Here is a 19520-nt window from a genome sequence, read left to right on the forward strand (position 1 = left end):
AAACCAATGACCATCACCTCCGACCTGATCGCCGCAGGCCAGCAGTACTACCTCCCCGTCTACCGTCCACGCGAGGTAGTGCTCGAACGCGGCCAGGGCGCGCGCGTCTGGGACAGCGAGGGCAGGGAATACATCGATCTTTCCGCCGGTATCGCCGTCTGCGGGCTGGGCCACAACGACCCCGACCTGGTCGCGGCGTTGACCGAACAGGCAGGCAGGCTGTGGCATACCAGCAACGTCTTCTACAGCGAACCGCCGCTGCGGCTGGCCGAGGAACTGGTCAGCGCCTCGCGTTTCGCCTCGCGTGTGTTCCTGTGCAATTCGGGCGCCGAAGCCAACGAGGCGGCGATCAAGCTGGTCCGCAAGTGGGCCACCGCGCAGGGGCGCGCACCCGACAGGCGCGTCATCGTGACCTTCCGTGGCAGTTTCCATGGCCGCACCCTGGCCACCATCACCGCCACCGCACAGCCCAAGTACCAGGAAGGTTACGAGCCGCTGCCGGGCGGATTCCGCTACGTCGATTTCAATGACCTGGGCCAGCTGGGAGAAGCAATGGCAGCGGGCGACGTTGCCGCCGTGCTGGTGGAGCCGATCCAGGGCGAAGGCGGCGTGATGCCGGCGGCCGACGGTTTCCTGGGCGGCGTGCGCGAACTCTGCGATCGCCATGGCGCCTTGCTGGTGCTGGACGAGATCCAGTGCGGCATGGGCCGCACCGGCAGCCTGTTCGCGCATTGGCAGGAAGGCATCACCCCCGACATCGTCACCCTGGCCAAGGCGCTGGGCGGCGGCTTTCCCATTGGCGCGATGCTGGCCGGGCCGAAGGTAGCCGAGGTGATGCAGTTCGGCGCGCATGGCACTACTTTTGGCGGCAATCCGCTGGCCGCTGCTGTCGCGCGGGTGGCCCTGCGCAAGCTGGGGTCGGAACAGATCGCAGCCAATGTCGCCCGGCAATCGCAGGCCCTGCGCGATGGGCTGGCCTCGCTGGAGGCAGAGTTCGGACTGTTTTCGGAAGTGCGTGGCCGCGGCCTGATGCTGGGCGCGGTGTTGAAGCCCGAGTACGCCGGGCGCGCCGGGGAAATACTCGACCACGCTGCGGCGCAGGGCTTGCTGATGCTGCAGGCGGGCCCGGACGTGCTGCGCTTCGTGCCGGCGTTGAACATCAGCGATGAAGAGCTGGCGGAAGGGCTGCTGCGTTTGCGCGAGGCGCTGGCGAAATTCAAGGCGACGGTAAGCGAGTCGTAGGCCAGGCAGTTGTGGGAGGGGCTTCAGCCCCGACGCTTCTCGACCCAGTGTCGGGGCTGAAGCCCCTCCCACAGTTGTGGCAGGGTCGCTTTAGTCGGGCGCTCTTACGAGTCTCCCACCGGCTCATCACCCCCGCGTCCGGCGGGATGATGGCTGGAATACGGTATGACGATGCGAGGCCTCGTAGAGCGAGCCTGCCCGGCTGCTGCTCGCAGGGAATCAACGGTCCTTCAAAGGCGTTGCGCGGGCCTTCGTTTGTAGGAGCGGCGCGAGTCGCGAAGCACGTGGCGCCCGATTGCCAACAGTATCTGGTCCGTTTCCTGGCTCCGCGACTTGTGTCGCTTCGGGAACCCTGGGGGCGTCAGCCCTACTGCAGCGCCTGCGCCAGGTCGGCAATCAGATCATCCACGTGTTCCAGCCCCACCGACAGGCGCAGCAGGTTCTGCGGCGTGGTCGTCAGCGGTCCTTCCACGGAGCCGCGATGCTCCACCAGCGATTCGCAGCCGCCCAGTGAGGTGGCGTTGGTGAACAGCCGCAGCTTGCCTGCCATTGCCAATGCGGCTTCGCGGCCGCCGCGCAACTGCACGCTGAGCATGCCGCCGAAATCGCGCATCTGCTGCGTCGCCACCACATGGCCGGGATGGGACGCCAGACCGGGATAGTTCACCCGTTCGACCTGCGGCTGCGCCTCCAGGAGCGTGGCGATGCGGCGTGCATTGGAGCAGTGCAGGGCCATGCGCGCCGGCAGCGAACGGCAGCCGCGCAGGGTCAGCCAGGCATTGAATGGCGCCAGCACCGCGCCGGTGATGTGCAGGCGATGGGTGACCCTGGCAAAGAATTCGTCCTCGCGCTTGAACGCCAGCGCCCCGCCCAGCACGTCGCTGTGGCCACCGAAATACTTGGTGGTGGAGTGCATGACGATGTCCGCACCCAGCGCCAGCGGTTGCTGCAGCACCGGCGAGGCGAAGGTGTTGTCGCAGACCAGCAAGGCGCCGTGTTCGCGTGCCAGCGCGGCCAGCGCGGCGATGTCGCTGACCTTCATCAGCGGGTTCGATGGCGTCTCGGCCCAGAGCAGGTCCACGCCGTCGGCGCAGGCGCCGCGTACGGCATCCAGGTCCGCCATGTCCACGCGCCGCACCTGGATGCCGCGTTCGGGCAGGAACTCGGCGGCCAGCATGCGCACGCCGGAATAGCAGTCATCGGGCAGCACGATGCGGGCGCCCGATGGCAGCGATTCCAGCAGGGTGGTGGCCGCGGCCATGCCCGAAGCGAAGGTCAGCGCGGTGGCCCCGCCTTCCAGCGCGGCGATTGCGGTCCGCAGGCGGTCGTTGGTGGGATTGCCCTCGCGCTGGTATTCGTAGCCGGCGATGCGTTCGCCGGCAGGGCCATGCCGGAAGGTGGTGGCCAGGTGGATCGGTGGCGTCGCCGCCCCGGTTTCACTGTCGCTTTCGCCGCCGGCATGGATGGCGAGGGTTTCAAGGCGCATCGGGTCGATCCTCCAGAAGGCCGTGCCGGACCAGTTCCGTGCGCAGCAGCATGTGATTGAGGTAGTGGTGCGCGACCAGCCCCGCCGCGCGTGCGCCGGCTGGATTATCCGGCTTGTCGTCGATGAAGAGGCAGGCCTCCGGTGCCGTCTGCAGCGCTTGCAGACAAGCCATGAATATCCGGGGATCGGGCTTGCCGCAACCGAACTGCGCCGAGCAGAACACCCGTTGTTCGAACAGGGGAAACAGCGGCGGGCAGATCTCGGCCAGGTTGTCGCGCAACAGCAGGTTGTTGTTGGTGAGGATGGCGACGCGCGTCTTTGCCGCGAGCTGGCGGGCAAGCGCCAGCACCTCGGTGTCGGCGCTCATTGCCGCCTTCCGGGCCGCGATCAGGTCCCCGATGGCGACCGGCGCCCCCAGCCTTCTGGCCAGCTCGTCGGCCTGCGCCTGGGCATCGTACAGGCCCAGGTCGGCCTCCAGCTCCAGTCCCGACTCGAACAGGGCCCGGGAGACTTCTGCTTCGCTGGTGCCGGTGCGCTCGGCCAGCACCCGCAGTCGTGAGTCATGTTCATAGCGCGCCAGTACGCCGTCCAGGTCGAACAGGACCAGCGCGATGCTCATCCCGCGGCGACGACCTGGAAGGCCTCGCGCGCGGCGACAAGGGTGGCTTCGATGATCGATGCATCGTGCGCGCTGGACATGAAGCCCGCTTCGTAGGCCGACGGCGCCAGGTACACGCCGCGTTCCAGCATGGCGTGGAAGAAGCGGTTGAAGGCCTGGGTGTCGCAGGCAATGGCCTGGGCGTAGGTGTCGACCTGTTCGGCAGTGAAGAACAGCCCGAACATGCCGCCGACGCGGGTGGTCGTGAGCGCCACGCCCGCGTCTTTCGCAGCTTGTTCGAGCCCATCGCAGAGCGCGTCGGTGGCCGCGGCCAGTCGTTCGTGGAAACCCGGCGCCTGCACCAGTTCCAGCATCGCCAGGCCCGCCGCCATGGCGACCGGGTTGCCGCTGAGCGTGCCGGCCTGGTAGATCGGGCCGCTGGGCGCGATCTGCGTCATCAGGTCGCGGCGGCCGCCATAGGCGCCTACCGGCATGCCGCCGCCGATGATCTTGCCGAAGGTGGTCAGGTCGGGAGTGATACCGTAATGGCCCTGCGCGCCACCCAGGGCCACGCGGAACCCGGTCATCACTTCGTCGAAGATCAGCAAGGCGCCGTGCCGCGTGCACAGTTCGCGCAGGTGCTGCAGATAGCCTTCCCGCGGCGGCAGGCAGTTCGCGTTTCCCACCACCGGTTCGATGATGACGCAGGCCACTTCGCTGCCGAGTTCATCGAAGAGTTTCGTCGCGCCTTCGAAATCGTTGTAGCTCAGGGTCGAGGTGAGTTCGCTGAGGCCGGCGGGCACACCTGGCGAAGTCGGCACGCCCAGCGTCAGCATGCCCGAGCCCGCCTTGACCAGGAACGAGTCACCGTGGCCGTGGTAGCAGCCTTCGAACTTGACGATGCGCATGCGCCCGGTCGCCCCGCGCGCCAGCCGGATCGCCGACAAGGTGGCCTCGGTGCCGGAGTTGACCATGCGCACCATCTCGCACGACGGCACAAGCCGGGTGATGGTCTCGGCCATGGTCACTTCGGCCGGGCAGGGCGTGCCGAATGACAGGCCGTCCTGGATCGCGCGCTGCACGGCCTCGCGCACCTGTGGATGGTTGTGGCCGACGATCATCGGCCCCCAGGAGCCCACGTAATCGATGTAGCGGTTGCCGTCCACGTCGAACAGCCAGGGGCCATCGGCGCGCTGCACGAAGAAGGGCTCGCCACCGACCGACTTGAATGCACGCACCGGCGAGTTCACGCCGCCTGGCAGCAGTTCCTGGGCGCGGGCGAACAGGGCATAGGATTTTTCGTGGTTCATGGTGTCATCGTTTCAGGAGAAGGGGATTTGCAGGAGCGTCGCCGCTCGCGATGTCGCATTGGCGACATGGCTTCATTGTGATTGACGTCGCTACTGCACGTGGAAACATTCGCGATAAGCGTGCACGGCGGCGACGGAATCGGGCGCGTCGTACACGCCGCTGATCACCGCGAGCAGCTCGGCGCCAGCATTCACCAGCGTGCGTGCATTGTCCGGGCTTATCCCCCCTATCGCCACCCGTGGCACCTCCAGTGCAGCCGCCTGGGCCAGCAGTTCGACCCCAGCCCGGCGCGTGCCGCTTTTGCTGCGGGTGGGGAAAAAGGCGCCGAAGGCGACGTAGTCCGCGCCGGCGCCGACGGCGCGTTCGGCCAGTGGCAGCTGGTCATAGCAGGAGGCGCCGATGATGGCCTGCGGCCCCAGCAGCGTCCGGGCCGCTTCGATGGCGCCATCGTCCTCGCCCAGGTGAACCCCTGCGGCGCCGATGGATTTCGCCAGCCGCGCATCGTCGTTGATGATCAACGGAACCGCCGCCGCTGCGCACAGCTCCTGCAACGCCAGCGCCTGCTGCTGCCTGAGTGCGTCGCCAGCATGCTTGTTGCGGTACTGCAGCCAGGTCACGCCCGCCGCCAGCAAGGGCGCGGTGCGCGCGAGCAGCCGGGCGGTATCGGATTCGTCGGGCGTGATCAGGTACAGGCCGCGGGGTGCGGGATCGGGCTGCGGCCAGCGGGGATTCATCGGCGAACTTCCGGTGCGGGGCCGGGGGTGGGACAATGGACGCCCGCTTCCACGACATTATCGCCCCGATGACCGACACCGACGACAGCCGTTACCAGACCTGGATGTGCGTCGTGTGCGGTTTCATCTACGACGAGGCCAAGGGCCTGCCCGAGGAAGGGCTGGCGCCGGGCACGCGCTGGAAGGATATCCCCGACACCTGGACCTGCCCGGATTGTGGCGTGGGCAAGGATGATTTCGAGATGGTCGAGGTCGACTGAAGGCTTCAAGCCCGGGTCGTCTCGCGCCCTAGCGTCGTTCCTGTAGCGCCGAGCTTGCCCGGCTGCTTCCATCCATCCTCATAGGGCAGCCGGGCAAACTCGGCGCTACACGGCAAGCGTCGCCGACCGGCGCAGCGCCGGTAGCCACCTCAGTGCATCCGGCTCCTGCTGGTGTTCAATTCCACCAGGCGCTCGCGCAGCGCATGCGCATCGGCAGCATCAGGGGCCAGGTGCAGGTAGCGGGCCAGGTCGTGGCGTGCGCCGTGCTGGTAGTCCATTTTCAGATAGGCCAGGCCACGGTCGCGGAACGCCTCGGGCTGCTCGGGCGCCAGTTTGAGCACGCGGTCTGCGCTGCGCGCGGCGCGATCCCACTGGTCGCGTTCGGCATACACGCCGTGCAGGTTGCGCAGCATGCGGATCAGGATGGCGCGATGCGATGCCGGGTCCAGGATATGCATCAACGCGTTGTCGTCCGGAATATCACCGCCCAGGTGGGGCTTGGCGCGCTCACGCAACTCGTCGGCGCCCAGCGGGCGGCCACCATTGAACGGGTCCATCACCAGGATGCCGTCATCCACCGGCAGCCGGACCAGGAAATGCCCGGGAAAGGACACTCCGTCCAGCGGCACGCCCAGCCGGCGCGCGACTTCCATCTGCACCATTGCCAGGGTGATCGGATTGCCCAACCTGCGTTCGAACACCTCGTTGAGGTAACTGTTGCGCGGATCGTAATACTCGTCGTGGTTGCCGGTATAGCCCAGCTCGTCGAACAGGTGCCGGTTGATCGCCGCCATCTTCAGCGGCCACTCTTCGATCGCCTCGATTTCCGGACGCAGGTGCTCGGCATGGCTTTGCGCCAGGGTGTCGTAGAGGTCGGCATCGAGGCCGGGGTATTCGTCGCGCGCGATCAGCAGCGCGGTTTCCAGCAGCGGCACGGTGTCGTCGGCCTGCGCCGCCAGCGAACTCCAGTCCGGCAATGTCAGTCGTTCCCCCATGCAGGAAGATTGGCGCCGATCGCCGCGACAATCAAGCCCCGCCGGCCGCTTCGGCGGCCATCGATTCATGGCCGTCGCGATTGCGTCAGCGCGCTGGCGGCTGCCCGCAGCGCCACCTTTTTGCCGGGTATCGGCGCGCCATAATCTGCACATGGCCGCACCACGACCGCTTGCAACGGGGAATTCGCCGGATCAGTGGACCGCGGGCCCGGCTAGGGCAGCGTGCGAAGGCCGCCGCCCAGTTTCAGCACGGCGCCATTCTGCAGCTTCAGCCGCGCCGCCTCGCCGGCGTTCAGTTCCAGGACGTAGCGCGCCGGCGCGTTGCTGGGATACGGCGGGCAGGCGTTGCCGGCGGAGCAGGGCGGTACGTCGCGCTGCTGGGCCACCAGCTTGCGCGTGTTGTCGAAGTACAGGATGTCCAGCGGGATGCGGGTGTTCTTCATCCAGTAGGCCTGGGGCTCCTCGCGCTCGTGCAGGAAAATCATCCCGGTTCCTGCCGCCAGTTCATCGCGGAACATCAGTCCGCGCGCGCGTTCGGCATCGTCGTCGGCAATCTCGACCTTGTAGCGTTGTCCGCCCAGTTCCACCCAGTCACCGGCATTGGCGCAGCCGCTGAGCAGCAGAGTCATGACTAGCAATGCGATGCGGGGAAAGGACATGGGCGATTCCGGTCGAGTGCAGGCGGCTAGTCTAAGGCGGGCGGGGGAAAACCGGGCAAGCACGGTCAGAACAGCGTGCCGGTCTGCCCGATATCCAGGTCCGGTCCGGGCACTGCCTTGCGCTTCGAAGACCAGCCCGCTGCACCGGCCTTGGCCGGCGCCGTCTCCCTCGCGCCGTCCGGTCCGCGTGCATGCCGCTTCTGCGACTCGCGGTGTGCGTTCTCGGCCATCACCTTGAACTGGCGTTCGCGCAGCAGGTACAGCTCGTCGGCGCTGGGGCTCGGGCTGCGTGCGGCACCGCGCCGGCGGGTCGCTGTCTCTTCTTCCAATGCCGTTTCCGGTACGTGGGCGAAGGGAATGCGCATGGGCGCCGCATCGTGGTCGATGGCTTGCTGCATGGCCCCGAAGTAGACCGCATTATTGCCGTACTTGCGGTTGATGCTGTCCAGCACCGTGCTGACCTGGCGCGCACGTCGACGGCCCTCCATCAACTCGCCGGCGAGGCTGCCGGCGGTTTCCAGTCCCGTCAAGGTAACCGCCACCGACAGCGGTGGATGGCGGCGTGGATTCCAGCGGCCGCGCGCGATGCTGTCTTCGAGTTGCAGGAGTTGTTCGCCAAGCTGGTGCAGGAAGGCGGTGGTGTCATCCAGCGGCGCGAAGCAGAGATCGCGTTCGAAGCGCGCTTCCAGCCCCACGAAACGGATGCGCAGGGCCAGGCCACGGGCCAGGTACTGGTCCTTGCGCAGGCGCATCGCCGCCTTGGCCAGCAGTTTGAACAGCACCGAACGCATGCCGGCGAAATTGCGCAGCTCCGGGCCGAGTACATGCGAATGACCCACGGAACTGCGGGTGGTCTTGCGATCGGGCAGGTCATGGCCGCGCAGCTGCAACCAGAAGCGATCACCTTCGACGCTGCCCCATGCCGCGCGCAGGTGTTCGCGGGTGGTGGCGCACAGCTGCTGCACGGTATGGATGCCGGCGGCGCGCAGCCGGCTTTCCATCGACGGGCCGATGCCGCAGAAGTCGCGCAGTTCCAGTGCGTGCAGGATGTCGGGAAGATCGGCGGCTTCCAACACGGTCAAGCCGTCGGGCTTGAGCATGTCCGAGGCGGTCTTGGCCAGGAATTTATTGGGCGCGATGCCGATGGAGCAACGTATGGCCGGACTGTAGCCACGCTCGACCAGGGTCTGCTTGATCCTGAGGGCGATGGCCTCGGCATTGCCGCGCTGGCGCTCGCGCCCGATCAGCCAGCACGGCACTTCATCGATCGACAGCGGCTCGCCATGCGGGATGCAGTCGCCAATGGCCGCCATCAATTCATGGTGCAGTTCCACGTAGCGCGCCGGGCGCGCCTGCACCAGCTTGAGGTCCGGATATTTCTCCAGCGCTTCCCATACCGGCGTACCGGTGCCGATGCCGTAGGTCTTGGCTTCCACACTGGCGGCGATGCAGCAGGTGGTCGCCGCGATCACCGGCACCACGCCCACCGGCCTGCCGATCAGCGACGGGTCGTCGTACTGCTCCACCGAGGCGAAGTAGGAGTTGAAGTCGACGAAGAGGCAGCGCAGGGTCATGGCAGCCCCATTATCGCGCGAGTGGTTCTCAGGCCTGGAGAAACCAGCCGGGCCGGCAGCGTGTGGAATCCGCCAGGCCCGCGGCGTTCAGAGCACGCGCGGTGGCTCGCCGCCGACGATCACCACGTCGGCCGGGCGGCGCGCGAACAGGCCGACGCTGACCACGCCTGGGATCTGGTTGAGTTCGTTTTCCAGCGTCACCGGGTCGGTGATGGACAGCCCATGCACATCGAGGATGACATTGCCGTTGTCGGTGACCACGCCGTCGCGCCAGACCGGCTGGCCACCGGTCAGGGCCAGGATCCGGCGCGCGGCCAGGCTGCGGGCCATGGGTATCACTTCAACGGGCAGCGGGAACCGGCCGAGGACCGGCACCTGCTTGCTGGGGTCGATCAGGCAGATGAATTGCCTGCTGGCCTCGGCAATGATTTTTTCCCGGGTCAGGGCCGCGCCGCCGCCCTTGATCAGGCGCTTGTGCGGATCGCACTCATCGGCGCCGTCCACGTACAGGGCAAGCTCGCCGGTGTTGTTGAGCTCCATGACCTCGATGCCATGCGCGCGCAGGCGTTCAGTACTCTGCTCGGAGCTGGACACCGCACCAGCGATGCGGTGCCTGATGCGGCCCAGCGCGTCGATGAAAAAGGCCACGGTGGAACCGGTGCCCACGCCAACGATCATCCCGTCTTCCACGTACTCGATGGCTTTTTCGGCGGCCAGGCGTTTTGCTTCGTTCTGCGACACGTCGGTAGTTCCCGGTAGTCAGGTTATTCGAGGGACAACAACAGTTTCCATTGCGCCGCAGTGACCGGCATCACCGACAGCCGGCTGCCCTTGCTGGTCAGGGCGAAACCCTCGCCCAGTACATCGGCGTGCTGCTTGATCTCCTCAAGTGGGATGACGCGCTTGAGTTTTCGTTCGAAGGCGACATCCACCAGCATCCAGCGCGGTTCCTCGCGCGTGGCCTTGGGGTCGTGGTAATGGCTCTTGGGGTCGAACTGGGTTTCATCCGGGTAGGCCTTGCTCGCCACCTTTGCAATCCCGGAAATCCCCGGCACCGCGCAGTTGGAGTGGTAGAACAGCACGCCGTCGCCGACCTGCATGCCATCGCGCATGAAATTGCGCGCCTGGTAGTTGCGCACCCCGTTCCAGGGTTCGACGCCAACCTTCCGCAGGTCATCGATGGAGAAGGCATCCGGCTCGGATTTCATCAACCAATAGCGCTTGCGGTCAGTCATGGCGGGGCTCGGCCAGCAGGGTTCGGGTTTCGGTGCAGATGGCGTCGGGCAGCACGTCCCAGGATTCGAGTGGCAGTTGCCCGACCTGCTGGGCGTCGAAGCCCACGCCGACCAGCCACGGCGGCGGCATGTCCCTGTTGCGGAATGCGAAGCTGCGATCGTACCAGCCGCCTCCCATTCCCAGCCGGTGCCCGTCGCCATCGAACCCGACCAGCGGCATCACCGCCAGCGACAGCGCCTCGGCAGGCAGCGCCGAGGACGGCGCGATATCGGGTTCGGGAATGCCGAAGCGATTGGTCACCAGGCCATCGCCCGGACGCCATGGCGCGAATCGCAGCGTGTTGTCGTCATGCAGGACGGGCAGGCAATACACGGTCTCGCGCGGCAGGCGCAGTTGCCAGCTGTGCAACGCGATCTCACCGTCCATGGCCCAGTAGCCAGCCACGTAGCCACGGGCAGGCGCAAAGGCGAGCGCCAGCAGGCGGTTGGCCAGGGCATCGGCGGCGGCAATGCGTTGCGGGGCGGGAATGGCGCGACGTTGCGCACGCAGGTCGCCGCGCAAGCTGGCGCGGTCGGGCGTCGTCGGGTCGGAGGGCATCAGGAGTTGCGCGCTGCAGTCTTCATGTGCGGGATTCTAAGCCAAGCCGCGAAACCGGGCCGGGCGCAGACGAATCATGCGCGCGTGTGAGATCCAGGCTGTACCTGGACCCTGAGGAAACATCGTCGGCGACGATGGATCCTGGAGAGGAATACACCCTCCGCCATGACGATGCCTGCGAAACGACCTTGAACCGTGGGTTCAAGTGGGAAGAGTTGGGGGCCATCGGGCTTTCCGCAACGAGGCGGACATGCACTCCCGGCTTCCGTTCCCTTCCCGTGGTCGTAATTAAGGGACAAGGCGAATGTTTTGCATGCCGTCGTTCACGGCAGAGGATGCGCGGCCAGTATAGCGATGTCGGGAAAAATGCAAAGTCCGTTCGTCGGTTCCGGTTCATTCGCGGTGCATGGCCCAACGCACATGCAGTTTCCAAACCGCGCAGCATGCGCGGGGAATACTCCGCTCAGCGTGGTGCGTCCAGGACGCCGTCCAGCTTGCGGTGCAATTCGCCGAGGGCGCGCGACAACTCGCCGTCGCGCGCGCTGCATTCGTCGCGCAATTGCTGCAGCTCGTGCGCCAGGTTCAGCGCGGCCAGCACCGCCACGCGATCGACCGCGGCCATCTTGTTGCTGCCGCGGACCTCGCGCATCTTGCCATCCAGCAGTTTGGCCGCCGCCATCAGGCTGCTGCGCTCGCCTGCTTCTACACCGATGGTGTATTCACGTTCCAGGATGTGGACGCTGACCGTCTCGGTGCTGCTCACGTGTGTTGCTCCAGCGATTTCAGGCGCGTGATCATGGCTTCCACCCGCGAGCGGGCCTGTTCGTTCTTGGCAAGCAGCTGTGAACGCTCGCCCACCAGTTGCTCCTGCTGCGTGCGCAGGCTGCGGTTCTCATCCGCCAGGCGGTGGCAGCGCTCGGCCAGTTCCTGTATGCGCGCGGCCAGGGTGCGGAGCTGTTCGGCGGCTTCAATATCCATGGCGGCCACGATAGGGGCGCGCCGGGCAGGCGGTCAAGCGTTGGCGAGGCGCCGGGCTTGCCGGGTCAGGAGGCGACCTTGATGGCGTGGTCCACGCCGTACTCGCGGATGAAGCGCAGGCACTCGTCAGCCACCAGGGCGTGCGAAATCCAGTAGCCCTGGACCTCGTCGCAGCCATGGTCGCGCAGGAACTGCAGCTGGGCCGCTGTTTCCACGCCTTCGGCGATCACGTTGAGCGACAGCGAATGGCCCATGTTGATGATGGTGCTGGTGATGGCTTCGTCATCGCTATCGTGGGTCAGATCGCCGACGAACTCCTGGTCGATCTTCAGCGTGGTCAGCGGCAGGCGCTTGAGGTAGGCCAGGGAGGAATAGCCGGTGCCGAAGTCATCGATGGCAATGGATACGCCCAGCGCGCGGCATGCGCGCAGGGTGTCGGCGTTCTTCTCGGGGTTGGCCATGATCACGCTTTCGGTCAACTCCAGCTCCAGGCAATGGGCCGGCAAGCCGGTTTCGCCGAGGACCTGGGCGACCACGTCGGACAGGTCGCCGCGTTGCAGCTGCAGCGCGGAGACATTGACCGCGACGGTCAGGTCGGTCAGACCCTGTTCGTGCCAGCCGCGCAAGGTCAGGCAGGCTTCGCGCAGTGCCCAGGCACCGATCTCCAGGATCTGCCCGGATTCTTCGGCCAACGGAATGAACTGCGATGGCGAGACATCGCCGAACTCCTTGCTGCGCCAGCGCATCAGTGCCTCCGCGCCGGTGATTCGCTGCCGGGTCAGCGACAGCCGCGGCTGGAACACCAGCGACAGTTCATTGTTTTCCAGTGCGCGTCGCAATGCACTGGCCAGGATGGCGCGATGCCGGGTCTTCTCGTCCATCGCCTCCGAATACACCTGGTAGGTATGCCGCCCGGCGGCCTTGGCCTGGTACATGGCGGTATCGGCGTGCTTGAGCAGGTCGGTCGGCACCTGGGCATGGTCGGGGTAAAGGCTGATGCCGATCGAGGGAGAAACCGCCAGTTCCAGGCGGTCGCCGAAGCTGAGTGGCAGACGGAAGGCGTTGATGATCTGCTCGGCGATGTCCTCGGCTTCCTCGAACGAGGCGATGTCCTCCAGCACCACAGTGAATTCATCACCGCTGAGGCGGGCCACCGTGTGCTGCGCGCCCACGGTCTGCTGCACGCGGGCGGCGGCCGCGCGCAGGATCCGGTCGCCGGTGGCATGGCCCAGCGAGTCATTGATGTCCTTGAAGCGGTCCAGGTCGATGAAGAGCACGGCGACGCGCCCGTTTTCGCGGCGCGCACGCACGATGGCGCGCGACAGGCGTTCGGACAACAGCGAACGGTTCGGCAGGCTGGTCAGCGTGTCGTAGTTGGCCAGGTAGCGCAGTTCCTGTTCGGCGCGCTTCTGCTCGGTGATGTCGTTGAGGACCATGACATATAGGCGGCGCTGCCCGCTGGCATCGGGTACCACGTTGGTCTCGATCTTGCAGAGGATTTCCTCGCCGTCCTTGCGCACCTTCCATACTTCGCCCGACCAGCGGCTGTCGCGATCGAGCTGGGCGCGCATGTGTTCGAACAGCGACTTCTCGTGCTGGTCGCTGTCCAGCAGCGTGACCTGCCTGCCGATGACCTCCACGTCGGCGTAGCCGGTGATGCGGGTGAAGGCCTGGTTGATGGCCACGAAGTTGTAGTCCCAGTCCAGCACGGCCACCGCCTCGCTCATGCTGCGCATGACTTCGCTGGCGATGCGGTGCTCGTATTCGGCATTGCGGCTGGCGGTGATGTCGCGCGCGGTACCGGCTATGCGCAACGGGCGGCCGTCGGCATCGCGTTCGACCACGCGGCCGCGTGCGCGCACCCACGTCCAGTGGCCGGTACCGGCCAGGTCCATGCGGTGTTCCGACATGAACAGGGGGGTGTCTCCCTGCAGGTGGCTGCGCAGGCGCTGCATGACCAGTGGCATGTCCTGTTCGTGGATGGCGGGGACATCGCCCTGCCGCGTCAGCAGGGTGATCTGGGCCGAATGGGTGGCGTTTTCGTCGGCGCGCATGCGGTGCATGCGCCGATGGACCAGGTCGTAGTCCCAGAAGTGCTCGCCCGATGCCCACAGGGCCAGTTTCAGGTGCTCGTCGCGTTCGCGCTGCGACTCGGTGCGTGGAGCCTCCGGCGCTACCCGCGGTTGCGGTCGCCAATAGCGCCGCGTGGCGATCGCCGCCACTGCCGCCAGCAACCCCAGCGCCACCAGCATCGCCAGCAGGCGCGCGGGGGAAGGCGCAGCCTGGTTGACCAGGGCGAGGGCGGCGGTCGATAGCATGGGTAATCTCAGCCTCGCTGCGGCGCCGAGGCCGTCAGAGTACCGAGTGTAGGCACGCCGCACGCCGGACAACAAGCGGCCCGCCGGGTTTTTCATTGCTACACTTTCTGCCCGGGCTCCGGTTGTCCTGCCCGTCGTGTGGAATCCGTTGAATGGCCGAACTTCCCCCTATCGCCGACGTTGCCCAGGCCTCTCTCCGCGCCGGGCTGGGTGCCGATCCTTCCGAATTGCATGGCGCCCTGTGTGGATGGTTGTGCGGGGGAGGTGAGGATGCCGCGAACTGGCCCGCGAAAGTACTTGCCGACGATGCCCTGTCGGCGCCTGAAGCCGACGGCCCGCTCGACGAACTGCGCAAGGCCAGCGTGGCGCAACTCGAGGATCGGGGCTTCGGTTTCGAACTGCTGCTGCCGGAGATTGGCGAGTCGCTGAACGACAGGGCCGATGCGCTGTTCGACTGGTGCCGGGCCTTCCTGGGTGGCTTCGGCCTGTCGGCCGGCGCCAAGCCGCCGCTGTCGGAGGAAGCCGAAGAGGCCTTGCATGACCTGGCGCGGCTTGCGCAGGCCGCACCCGAAAGCAGCGACGACGACGAGGACGAGCACGCCCTGGCCGAGATCGAGGAATTCGTCCGCGTCGCGGTGCTGCTGCTGCATGGGGACTGCGTACTGGCGCCACGCCACCGCCAGAGCCTGAACTGATGAAAGCGTCGACCGGCATTTCCGCTGCCGAGTTCGCCCGCCGCCGCAAGCAGCTGATGCGGATGTCCACCGACGACGCGATCCTGATCCTGGCAGCGGCCCCGGAACGCGTTCGCAGCCACGATACCCACTACCCGTATCGCCAGGATTCCGATTTCTGGTACCTGACCGGCTTCAACGAGCCCGACGCCGTGCTGGTGCTGGTCCCCGGGCGCAAGCATGGCGAGGCGCTGCTGTTCTGCCGCGAACGCGACCTGGAACGTGAAGGCTGGGACGGCCCGCGGGCCGGACAGGAAGGCGCCGTCGACCAGTTCGGCATGGATGACGCCTATCCCATCGAGGACCTGGACGAGATCCTGCCCGGCCTGCTGGAGGGTCGTTCGCGCGTCTACTACCACTTCGGCCGTGACGCCGAGTTCGACCTCAAGCTGATCGGCTGGGTCAACCGCGTGCGCGAGCAGGTCCGGCATGGCGCGCAGCCGCCGCACGAATTCCTTGAATTGGGACACTTGCTGCACGAGCTGCGTCTGTTCAAGTCCAGGGACGAGATCAAGCTGATGCAGCGCGCGGCCGATATCAGCGTGCAGGCGCATGAAATCGCCATGCGCGCCTCGCGCCCGGGCATCCATGAATACGAATTGCAGGCCGACCTGGAGCGGGTGTTCCGCGCCAATGATGCCTGGCCGGCGTACGGCAGCATCGTGGGTGCAGGCCGCAATGCCTGCGTCCTGCACTACCGCGCCAACAACGCGCGCGCAGCCGATGGCGAGCTGGTGCTGATCGATGCCGGCGCCGAGTTCCGCGGCTATGCGTCGGACATCACGCGTACGTTCCCGGTCAACGGCCGCTTCAAGAAGGAACAGCGCGCGTTGCATGATCTGGTCGGTGCCGCGCAGGCCGCTGCTTTGTCGAAAGCCCAGCCGGGAATCGCGTATGAGGCAGGTCACGCCGCCGCCGTGGAGACCCTGACCGAAGGCCTGCTGCAACTTGGTCTTTTGAAAGGAAAGCTGGAGAAGAACATCGCCAGCGGCCAGTACAAGCGTTTCTACCGCCACAAGACCGGCCATTGGCTGGGCCTGGACGTGCACGACGTGGGCGACTACCGGCTGGCGGGCGAGTCGCGGATGCTGGAGCCCGGCATGGTCTTCACCATCGAGCCCGGACTCTATGTATCGGCTGACGACACGACCGTGGATGCCAAGTGGCGTGGAATCGGCATCCGCACCGAGGACGACGTGCTGATTACCGGAGATGGCCACCATGTCCTGACCGACGCGTTGGCGCGCAGTGCCGACGAGTTGGAAAGCCTGATGAATTGAGCAAGGCCGGCATGACCTTCGCCGCAGGGAAGGCGTTCACCCCATAAGGATTGGCGCGATGAATCCACTGCACAGCCTGTTGCTGGCATCGGTCTTGCTCTTGCCCTGGCGCCTGTACGCACAGCCTGCGGTCGTCGAACCCATGCCCCCTGCGGAACTGGAAGCGCTGCTTTCCGCCGATGCGGACCCGGCCACGCGCCAGGCCTCGATGCTGAAGCTGGTCGGGCTGGCCCAATCCGGCCAGGGCTATCCCGCCTTCATCCTGGGCGCGCTGTACCGGCATGGCATGGACCATCCCGCGCGCCTGGTCGAGCGAGACGAGGAAACGGCGCGCCACTGGCTTGAAAAATGCGTCGAATCCAGGAACTGTCCCTTGCTGGCGCTGGCCTCGCTGGCCGAGTTGGAGCTGGCCGCGGGCAATGCCAGGCCGGCCATGCAGTGGGCGCAGGCCTGGATAGTGCTGGACCGTGAGCATGACCGCCAGTCGCGGAGCCGCCCGCTGCGCACGCGCGACGAGCAATACCAGTACACCTCCTACCAGGCCTATCTGATCGGACGTTGCTACAGGATCATGCCCAAGGCCCGGGACGCCAGCGCTTTGGGCAAACAATGGTTCAACGAGCTGCGTGTCGCCCGTGGTGTCGTGCTGGACACGATGTTGTTCGACGCGCTGGATTCGGGAGCGGGATGGAATCCGGCAAGCGGTTCGACCGTCGCATCCGGGGAAGGGCTGCAGATCAGCGCCGAGAACCAGCAACGCAAGGAAATCCTGCCCGATGCACCCCAACCCTTTTCCCCGGCGATGGGCCTGTACCTTTATCGAGGCGCACCCGCGGGTGGGCGGGCCGAGAACATCGAACTGATCGAAGCGTTGCCTGCGCCCCTCGCCGCCCGTGGGCTGATGCAGTCGGCGCGCAACCTGCGTACCAAACCCTACGAATCATCCAGCAACGGCGCCCGACGTTACGGATTTGTGCCGGTCAGCTACAACGACGGGGTGCATTCGCTCGTCCCTGACGGGAAATAGGGCGCGTCCACCGTTGCAAGGCAGGGTTTTTCAAGCCGCCGGCGCCAGCAGGGCCAGGGTGTCACGTGCCGAAAACACCGGTCTGCAATAAACTCGCGCCTCTTTAGGTTTCAACCACTGGATATACATGGAATCACTCGCCAATCCCGAAATCTGGATCGCATTGGCCACGCTGACCGCGTTGGAGCTGGTGCTGGGCATAGACAACATCATCTTCATCTCGATCCTGGCCGGCAAATTGCCCGAGCACCAGCGCGACAAGGCCCGCAAGCTGGGCATCGCCCTGGCAGCCATTACCCGGCTGGCGCTGCTGCTGGTGATTTCCTGGATCATCGGCCTGACTGCGCCGCTGTTCTTCCTGTTCGGCAATGACTTTTCGTGGCGCGACCTGATCCTGATCGGCGGCGGCCTGTTCCTGATCGGCAAGGCCACCCATGAGATCCACCAGAAACTCGAAGGAGCATCGGAGCAGGTCACTCCCGGCGCAGCGGCGAGTTTCATGGGCGTGATCGTGCAGATCATGCTGCTGGACGTGGTGTTCTCCCTCGATTCCATCATCACCGCGGTGGGGATGGTCGAACAACGCTGGGTCATGGTGACCGCGATCCTGATCTCGATCGCCTTCATGATCGGGTTCGCCAAGCCGATCGGCGACTTCGTCGAGCGGCATCCGACCGTCAAGGTGCTGGCGCTCAGCTTCCTGATCATGATCGGCCTGGTGCTGATCGCAGACGGCTTTGGCCAGCATATTCCCAAGGGCTACATCTACGCGGCGATGGCGTTCTCGGTCTTCGTCGAGCTGATCAACCTGTGGATCCGCAGGCGCAGCGCCGCTGCGCGCATCGCCCCGGTGAAATTGCACGAGAAATACCTGCCGCCGGGCGGCGGGCAATAATTGTCCGAACGCCCGTTCGCCGGCTGACGTGCGATCGCGATGACTTGGCAAGCCCCTTAGAGAAGGGGCCATGAGTATTTTCGTAGAGGTGTAAGAGGGGTGTGGTGTAGGAGCGACGCGAGTCGCGAAGCTTGTGATGGTTCAATGGTCCGTGGTTTCGCGACTCGCGTCGCTCCTACACCGGATCAGGCGTTGGCTGCGAAGGCCGGCCGGGTCAGGTTGTCCGCATCGCCGTCGGTGCACAGCACTTCGTCTTCGATGCGGATACCGCCATAGGGCCGGAACGCATCCACCCGCGCCCAGTCCACGCTGGCGGCGAGGCCGTTCTGCCTGACCTCGTCCAGCAGCATGTCGATGAAGTAGAGGCCTGGCTCGATGGTGACCACCATGCCGGGCTCCAGTACGCGGGTCATGCGCAGGTAGGGATGGCCCGGCGGCCGCGCGATCTTGCCGCCGCGGTCGGTTTCGGCGAAGCCGGCCACGTCATGCACCTGCAGGCCGATGGGATGGCCCAGGCCATGGGGGAAGAACGCGGCGCTGACGCCGGTCTCCAGCGCGGCTTCTGGCGACACGGTGATCACGCCGAAATCCCTGAGGATGCCCATCAGGGCCAGGTGCGCGTCGATATGCAACTGCCTGTAGTCGACGCCGGCGCGGACGCCTTGGGCCATCGCGACCTGCGCTGAGTCCACGGCATCGATCAGTGCCTGGAATTCGCCCGTCGTGTCCATCGCGTAGGTGCGGGTGATGTCGCTGGCATAGCCATGGAAGCTGGCGCCGGCATCGATCAGGAAACTGCGGACCGGGGCCGGTGCGGTGCGGCCCAGCTCGGTGTAATGGAGCACCGCGCCATGCTCGTTCAGGGCCACGATATTGTTGTAGGGCAGCTCGCCCAGGTCCTGGCCGACCGCACTGCAATAGGCCATGTGGATGGCGAATTCGCTGGCCCCTTCGCGGAATGCGGCCTCGGCGGCGCGATGGCCGCGCACGCCAAGCTGCTGCGCTTCGCGCATCAGCGCGATCTCGTACGGGGTCTTGTAGGAGCGCTGGTACTCCAGGTAGTTGATCACCGCATCGGGATTGTTGGGCGCGTATTGCTCGGCCGTTGCGGCGCCCAGCGTGCTCTGCGCTTCGCCCAGGATGGCGCAGCGTGCGGCGGGCCTGGGCAGCAGCGCCAGCGCGTCTTCGGGTTTGCGGATGATGTGGATATCGAAATGTTCCACCCACCAGCCGCTGGGTGCTGCGGGCACCACGTGCCAGTAGTCGAAGGGCTGGTGGAAGATCACCTTCGGCCGCTCGCCCGGCGTGTACACCAGCCAGCTGTGGGGAACGCGGGTCAGCGGCAGCCAGGCCTTGAACTGCGGATTGACCGCATACGGGTAGTCGCGGTCATCGAACAACTGGTAGTGCGAGGTGCCGCTTGGCACGACCAGGTGGTCGAAGCCACCGCGCGCCAGGGCCTCGTCGGCACGCTGCTTCATCGTGGCCAGGTGGGCGGCATAGAGGACGGTGAAATCGGGCTGGATCATCGCGGCAGACTCATCGGGGATGACGCGATTTTGACCCAAGCCGCGTTTGCGCGCAGTGCAAGGCAGC

Annotated in this window: 19 protein-coding genes, 1 other RNA gene and 1 pseudogene; 6 read left to right on the top strand and 15 right to left on the bottom strand. The window is 66.0% G+C overall.

From position 1 onward, the window contains the following. Nucleotides 1-6 precede the first annotated feature (6 nt). On the top strand, nucleotides 7-1242 hold the full coding sequence (locus tag DT603_RS03740) for an acetylornithine transaminase (protein WP_162348517.1): 1236 nt from the start codon (nucleotides 7-9) through the stop codon (nucleotides 1240-1242). A gap of 367 nt (nucleotides 1243-1609) precedes the next feature. Here DT603_RS03740 and DT603_RS03745 read toward each other — a convergent pair whose 3' ends face one another. From DT603_RS03745 to thiE, 4 genes are all read right to left on the bottom strand, one after another. Further along, complete coding sequence (locus DT603_RS03745; RefSeq protein ID WP_162348518.1) at nucleotides 1610-2728, bottom strand: trans-sulfuration enzyme family protein; 1119 nt, start codon at nucleotides 2726-2728, stop codon at nucleotides 1610-1612. Beyond that, nucleotides 2718-3347, bottom strand: a complete 630-nt coding sequence (locus DT603_RS03750; protein WP_162348519.1) for an HAD-IA family hydrolase — start codon at nucleotides 3345-3347, stop codon at nucleotides 2718-2720. The genes DT603_RS03745 and DT603_RS03750 overlap by 11 nt, the downstream gene beginning before the upstream one ends. Continuing rightward, nucleotides 3344-4636, bottom strand: coding sequence for a glutamate-1-semialdehyde 2,1-aminomutase (gene hemL, locus DT603_RS03755; RefSeq protein ID WP_162348520.1), 1293 nt, complete (start codon nucleotides 4634-4636; stop codon nucleotides 3344-3346). Before hemL ends, DT603_RS03750 begins: the two co-directional genes overlap by 4 nt. 90 nt (nucleotides 4637-4726) lie before the next feature. Beyond that, a complete protein-coding gene (gene thiE / locus DT603_RS03760; protein WP_162348521.1) occupies nucleotides 4727-5371 on the bottom strand; it encodes a thiamine phosphate synthase in 645 nt (214 codons plus the stop codon). A 13-nt stretch (nucleotides 5372-5384) separates the two neighbouring features. Here thiE and DT603_RS03765 point away from each other — a divergent pair. Then, a pseudogene (locus DT603_RS03765) lies at nucleotides 5385-5631 on the top strand (rubredoxin). 149 nt (nucleotides 5632-5780) lie between these two features. On the opposite strand, the gene DT603_RS03770 reads toward DT603_RS03765, so the two are convergent. The 10 genes from DT603_RS03770 to DT603_RS03815 form a co-directional block, all read right to left on the bottom strand. Next, nucleotides 5781-6626 carry a SirB1 family protein gene (locus tag DT603_RS03770; protein WP_162348522.1) on the bottom strand — a complete coding sequence of 282 codons (846 nt, stop codon included), beginning with the start codon at nucleotides 6624-6626 and terminating at the stop codon, nucleotides 5781-5783. A gap of 212 nt (nucleotides 6627-6838) precedes the next feature. Further along, nucleotides 6839-7285, bottom strand: coding sequence for a DUF192 domain-containing protein (locus DT603_RS03775; protein WP_162348523.1), 447 nt, complete (start codon nucleotides 7283-7285; stop codon nucleotides 6839-6841). 65 nt (nucleotides 7286-7350) lie between these two features. Continuing rightward, nucleotides 7351-8859, bottom strand: coding sequence for a DNA polymerase Y family protein (locus DT603_RS03780; protein ID WP_162348524.1), 1509 nt, complete (start codon nucleotides 8857-8859; stop codon nucleotides 7351-7353). 87 nt (nucleotides 8860-8946) lie between these two features. Continuing rightward, on the bottom strand, nucleotides 8947-9600 hold the full coding sequence (rpiA, locus tag DT603_RS03785; RefSeq protein ID WP_162348525.1) for a ribose-5-phosphate isomerase RpiA: 654 nt from the start codon (nucleotides 9598-9600) through the stop codon (nucleotides 8947-8949). A gap of 23 nt (nucleotides 9601-9623) precedes the next feature. Further along, the gene (locus DT603_RS03790) at nucleotides 9624-10094 is read right to left on the bottom strand and encodes an EVE domain-containing protein (RefSeq protein ID WP_162348526.1); all 471 of its coding nucleotides are present in this window, start codon (nucleotides 10092-10094) and stop codon (nucleotides 9624-9626) included. Continuing rightward, on the bottom strand, nucleotides 10087-10692 hold the full coding sequence (locus DT603_RS03795) for a 5-formyltetrahydrofolate cyclo-ligase (protein WP_162348527.1): 606 nt from the start codon (nucleotides 10690-10692) through the stop codon (nucleotides 10087-10089). The genes DT603_RS03790 and DT603_RS03795 overlap by 8 nt, the downstream gene beginning before the upstream one ends. Before the next feature lie 153 nt (nucleotides 10693-10845). Beyond that, nucleotides 10846-11030: non-coding RNA, 6S RNA (gene ssrS / locus DT603_RS03800), on the bottom strand. A 125-nt stretch (nucleotides 11031-11155) separates the two neighbouring features. Further along, nucleotides 11156-11455, bottom strand: a complete 300-nt coding sequence (locus DT603_RS03805; protein ID WP_162348528.1) for a cell division protein ZapA — start codon at nucleotides 11453-11455, stop codon at nucleotides 11156-11158. After that, on the bottom strand, nucleotides 11452-11670 hold the full coding sequence (locus tag DT603_RS03810; RefSeq protein WP_162348529.1) for a TIGR02449 family protein: 219 nt from the start codon (nucleotides 11668-11670) through the stop codon (nucleotides 11452-11454). Before DT603_RS03810 ends, DT603_RS03805 begins: the two co-directional genes overlap by 4 nt. A 65-nt stretch (nucleotides 11671-11735) precedes the next feature. Next, nucleotides 11736-13988, bottom strand: coding sequence for a putative bifunctional diguanylate cyclase/phosphodiesterase (locus DT603_RS03815; protein ID WP_211368271.1), 2253 nt, complete (start codon nucleotides 13986-13988; stop codon nucleotides 11736-11738). A gap of 152 nt (nucleotides 13989-14140) precedes the next feature. On the opposite strand from DT603_RS03815, the gene DT603_RS03820 reads away from it, so the two are divergent. From DT603_RS03820 to DT603_RS03835, 4 genes are all read left to right on the top strand, one after another. Then, complete coding sequence (locus tag DT603_RS03820) at nucleotides 14141-14683, top strand: UPF0149 family protein (RefSeq protein ID WP_162348530.1); 543 nt, start codon at nucleotides 14141-14143, stop codon at nucleotides 14681-14683. Further along, nucleotides 14683-16002 carry an aminopeptidase P N-terminal domain-containing protein gene (locus tag DT603_RS03825; RefSeq protein WP_162348531.1) on the top strand — a complete coding sequence of 440 codons (1320 nt, stop codon included), beginning with the start codon at nucleotides 14683-14685 and terminating at the stop codon, nucleotides 16000-16002. The genes DT603_RS03820 and DT603_RS03825 overlap by 1 nt, the downstream gene beginning before the upstream one ends. A 58-nt stretch (nucleotides 16003-16060) precedes the next feature. Continuing rightward, nucleotides 16061-17029, top strand: coding sequence for a hypothetical protein (locus DT603_RS03830; RefSeq protein ID WP_162348532.1), 969 nt, complete (start codon nucleotides 16061-16063; stop codon nucleotides 17027-17029). A gap of 127 nt (nucleotides 17030-17156) precedes the next feature. After that, on the top strand, nucleotides 17157-17924 hold the full coding sequence (locus DT603_RS03835) for a TerC family protein (protein ID WP_162348533.1): 768 nt from the start codon (nucleotides 17157-17159) through the stop codon (nucleotides 17922-17924). 185 nt (nucleotides 17925-18109) lie between these two features. On the opposite strand, the gene pepQ is transcribed toward DT603_RS03835, so the two are convergent. After that, nucleotides 18110-19453 carry a Xaa-Pro dipeptidase gene (gene pepQ, locus DT603_RS03840; RefSeq protein ID WP_162348534.1) on the bottom strand — a complete coding sequence of 448 codons (1344 nt, stop codon included), beginning with the start codon at nucleotides 19451-19453 and terminating at the stop codon, nucleotides 18110-18112. Nucleotides 19454-19520: the final 67 nt, after the last annotated feature.

It is taken from the genome of Pseudoxanthomonas gei (assembly GCF_010119615.1).
Lineage (GTDB): Bacteria > Pseudomonadota > Gammaproteobacteria > Xanthomonadales > Xanthomonadaceae > Pseudoxanthomonas_A > Pseudoxanthomonas_A gei.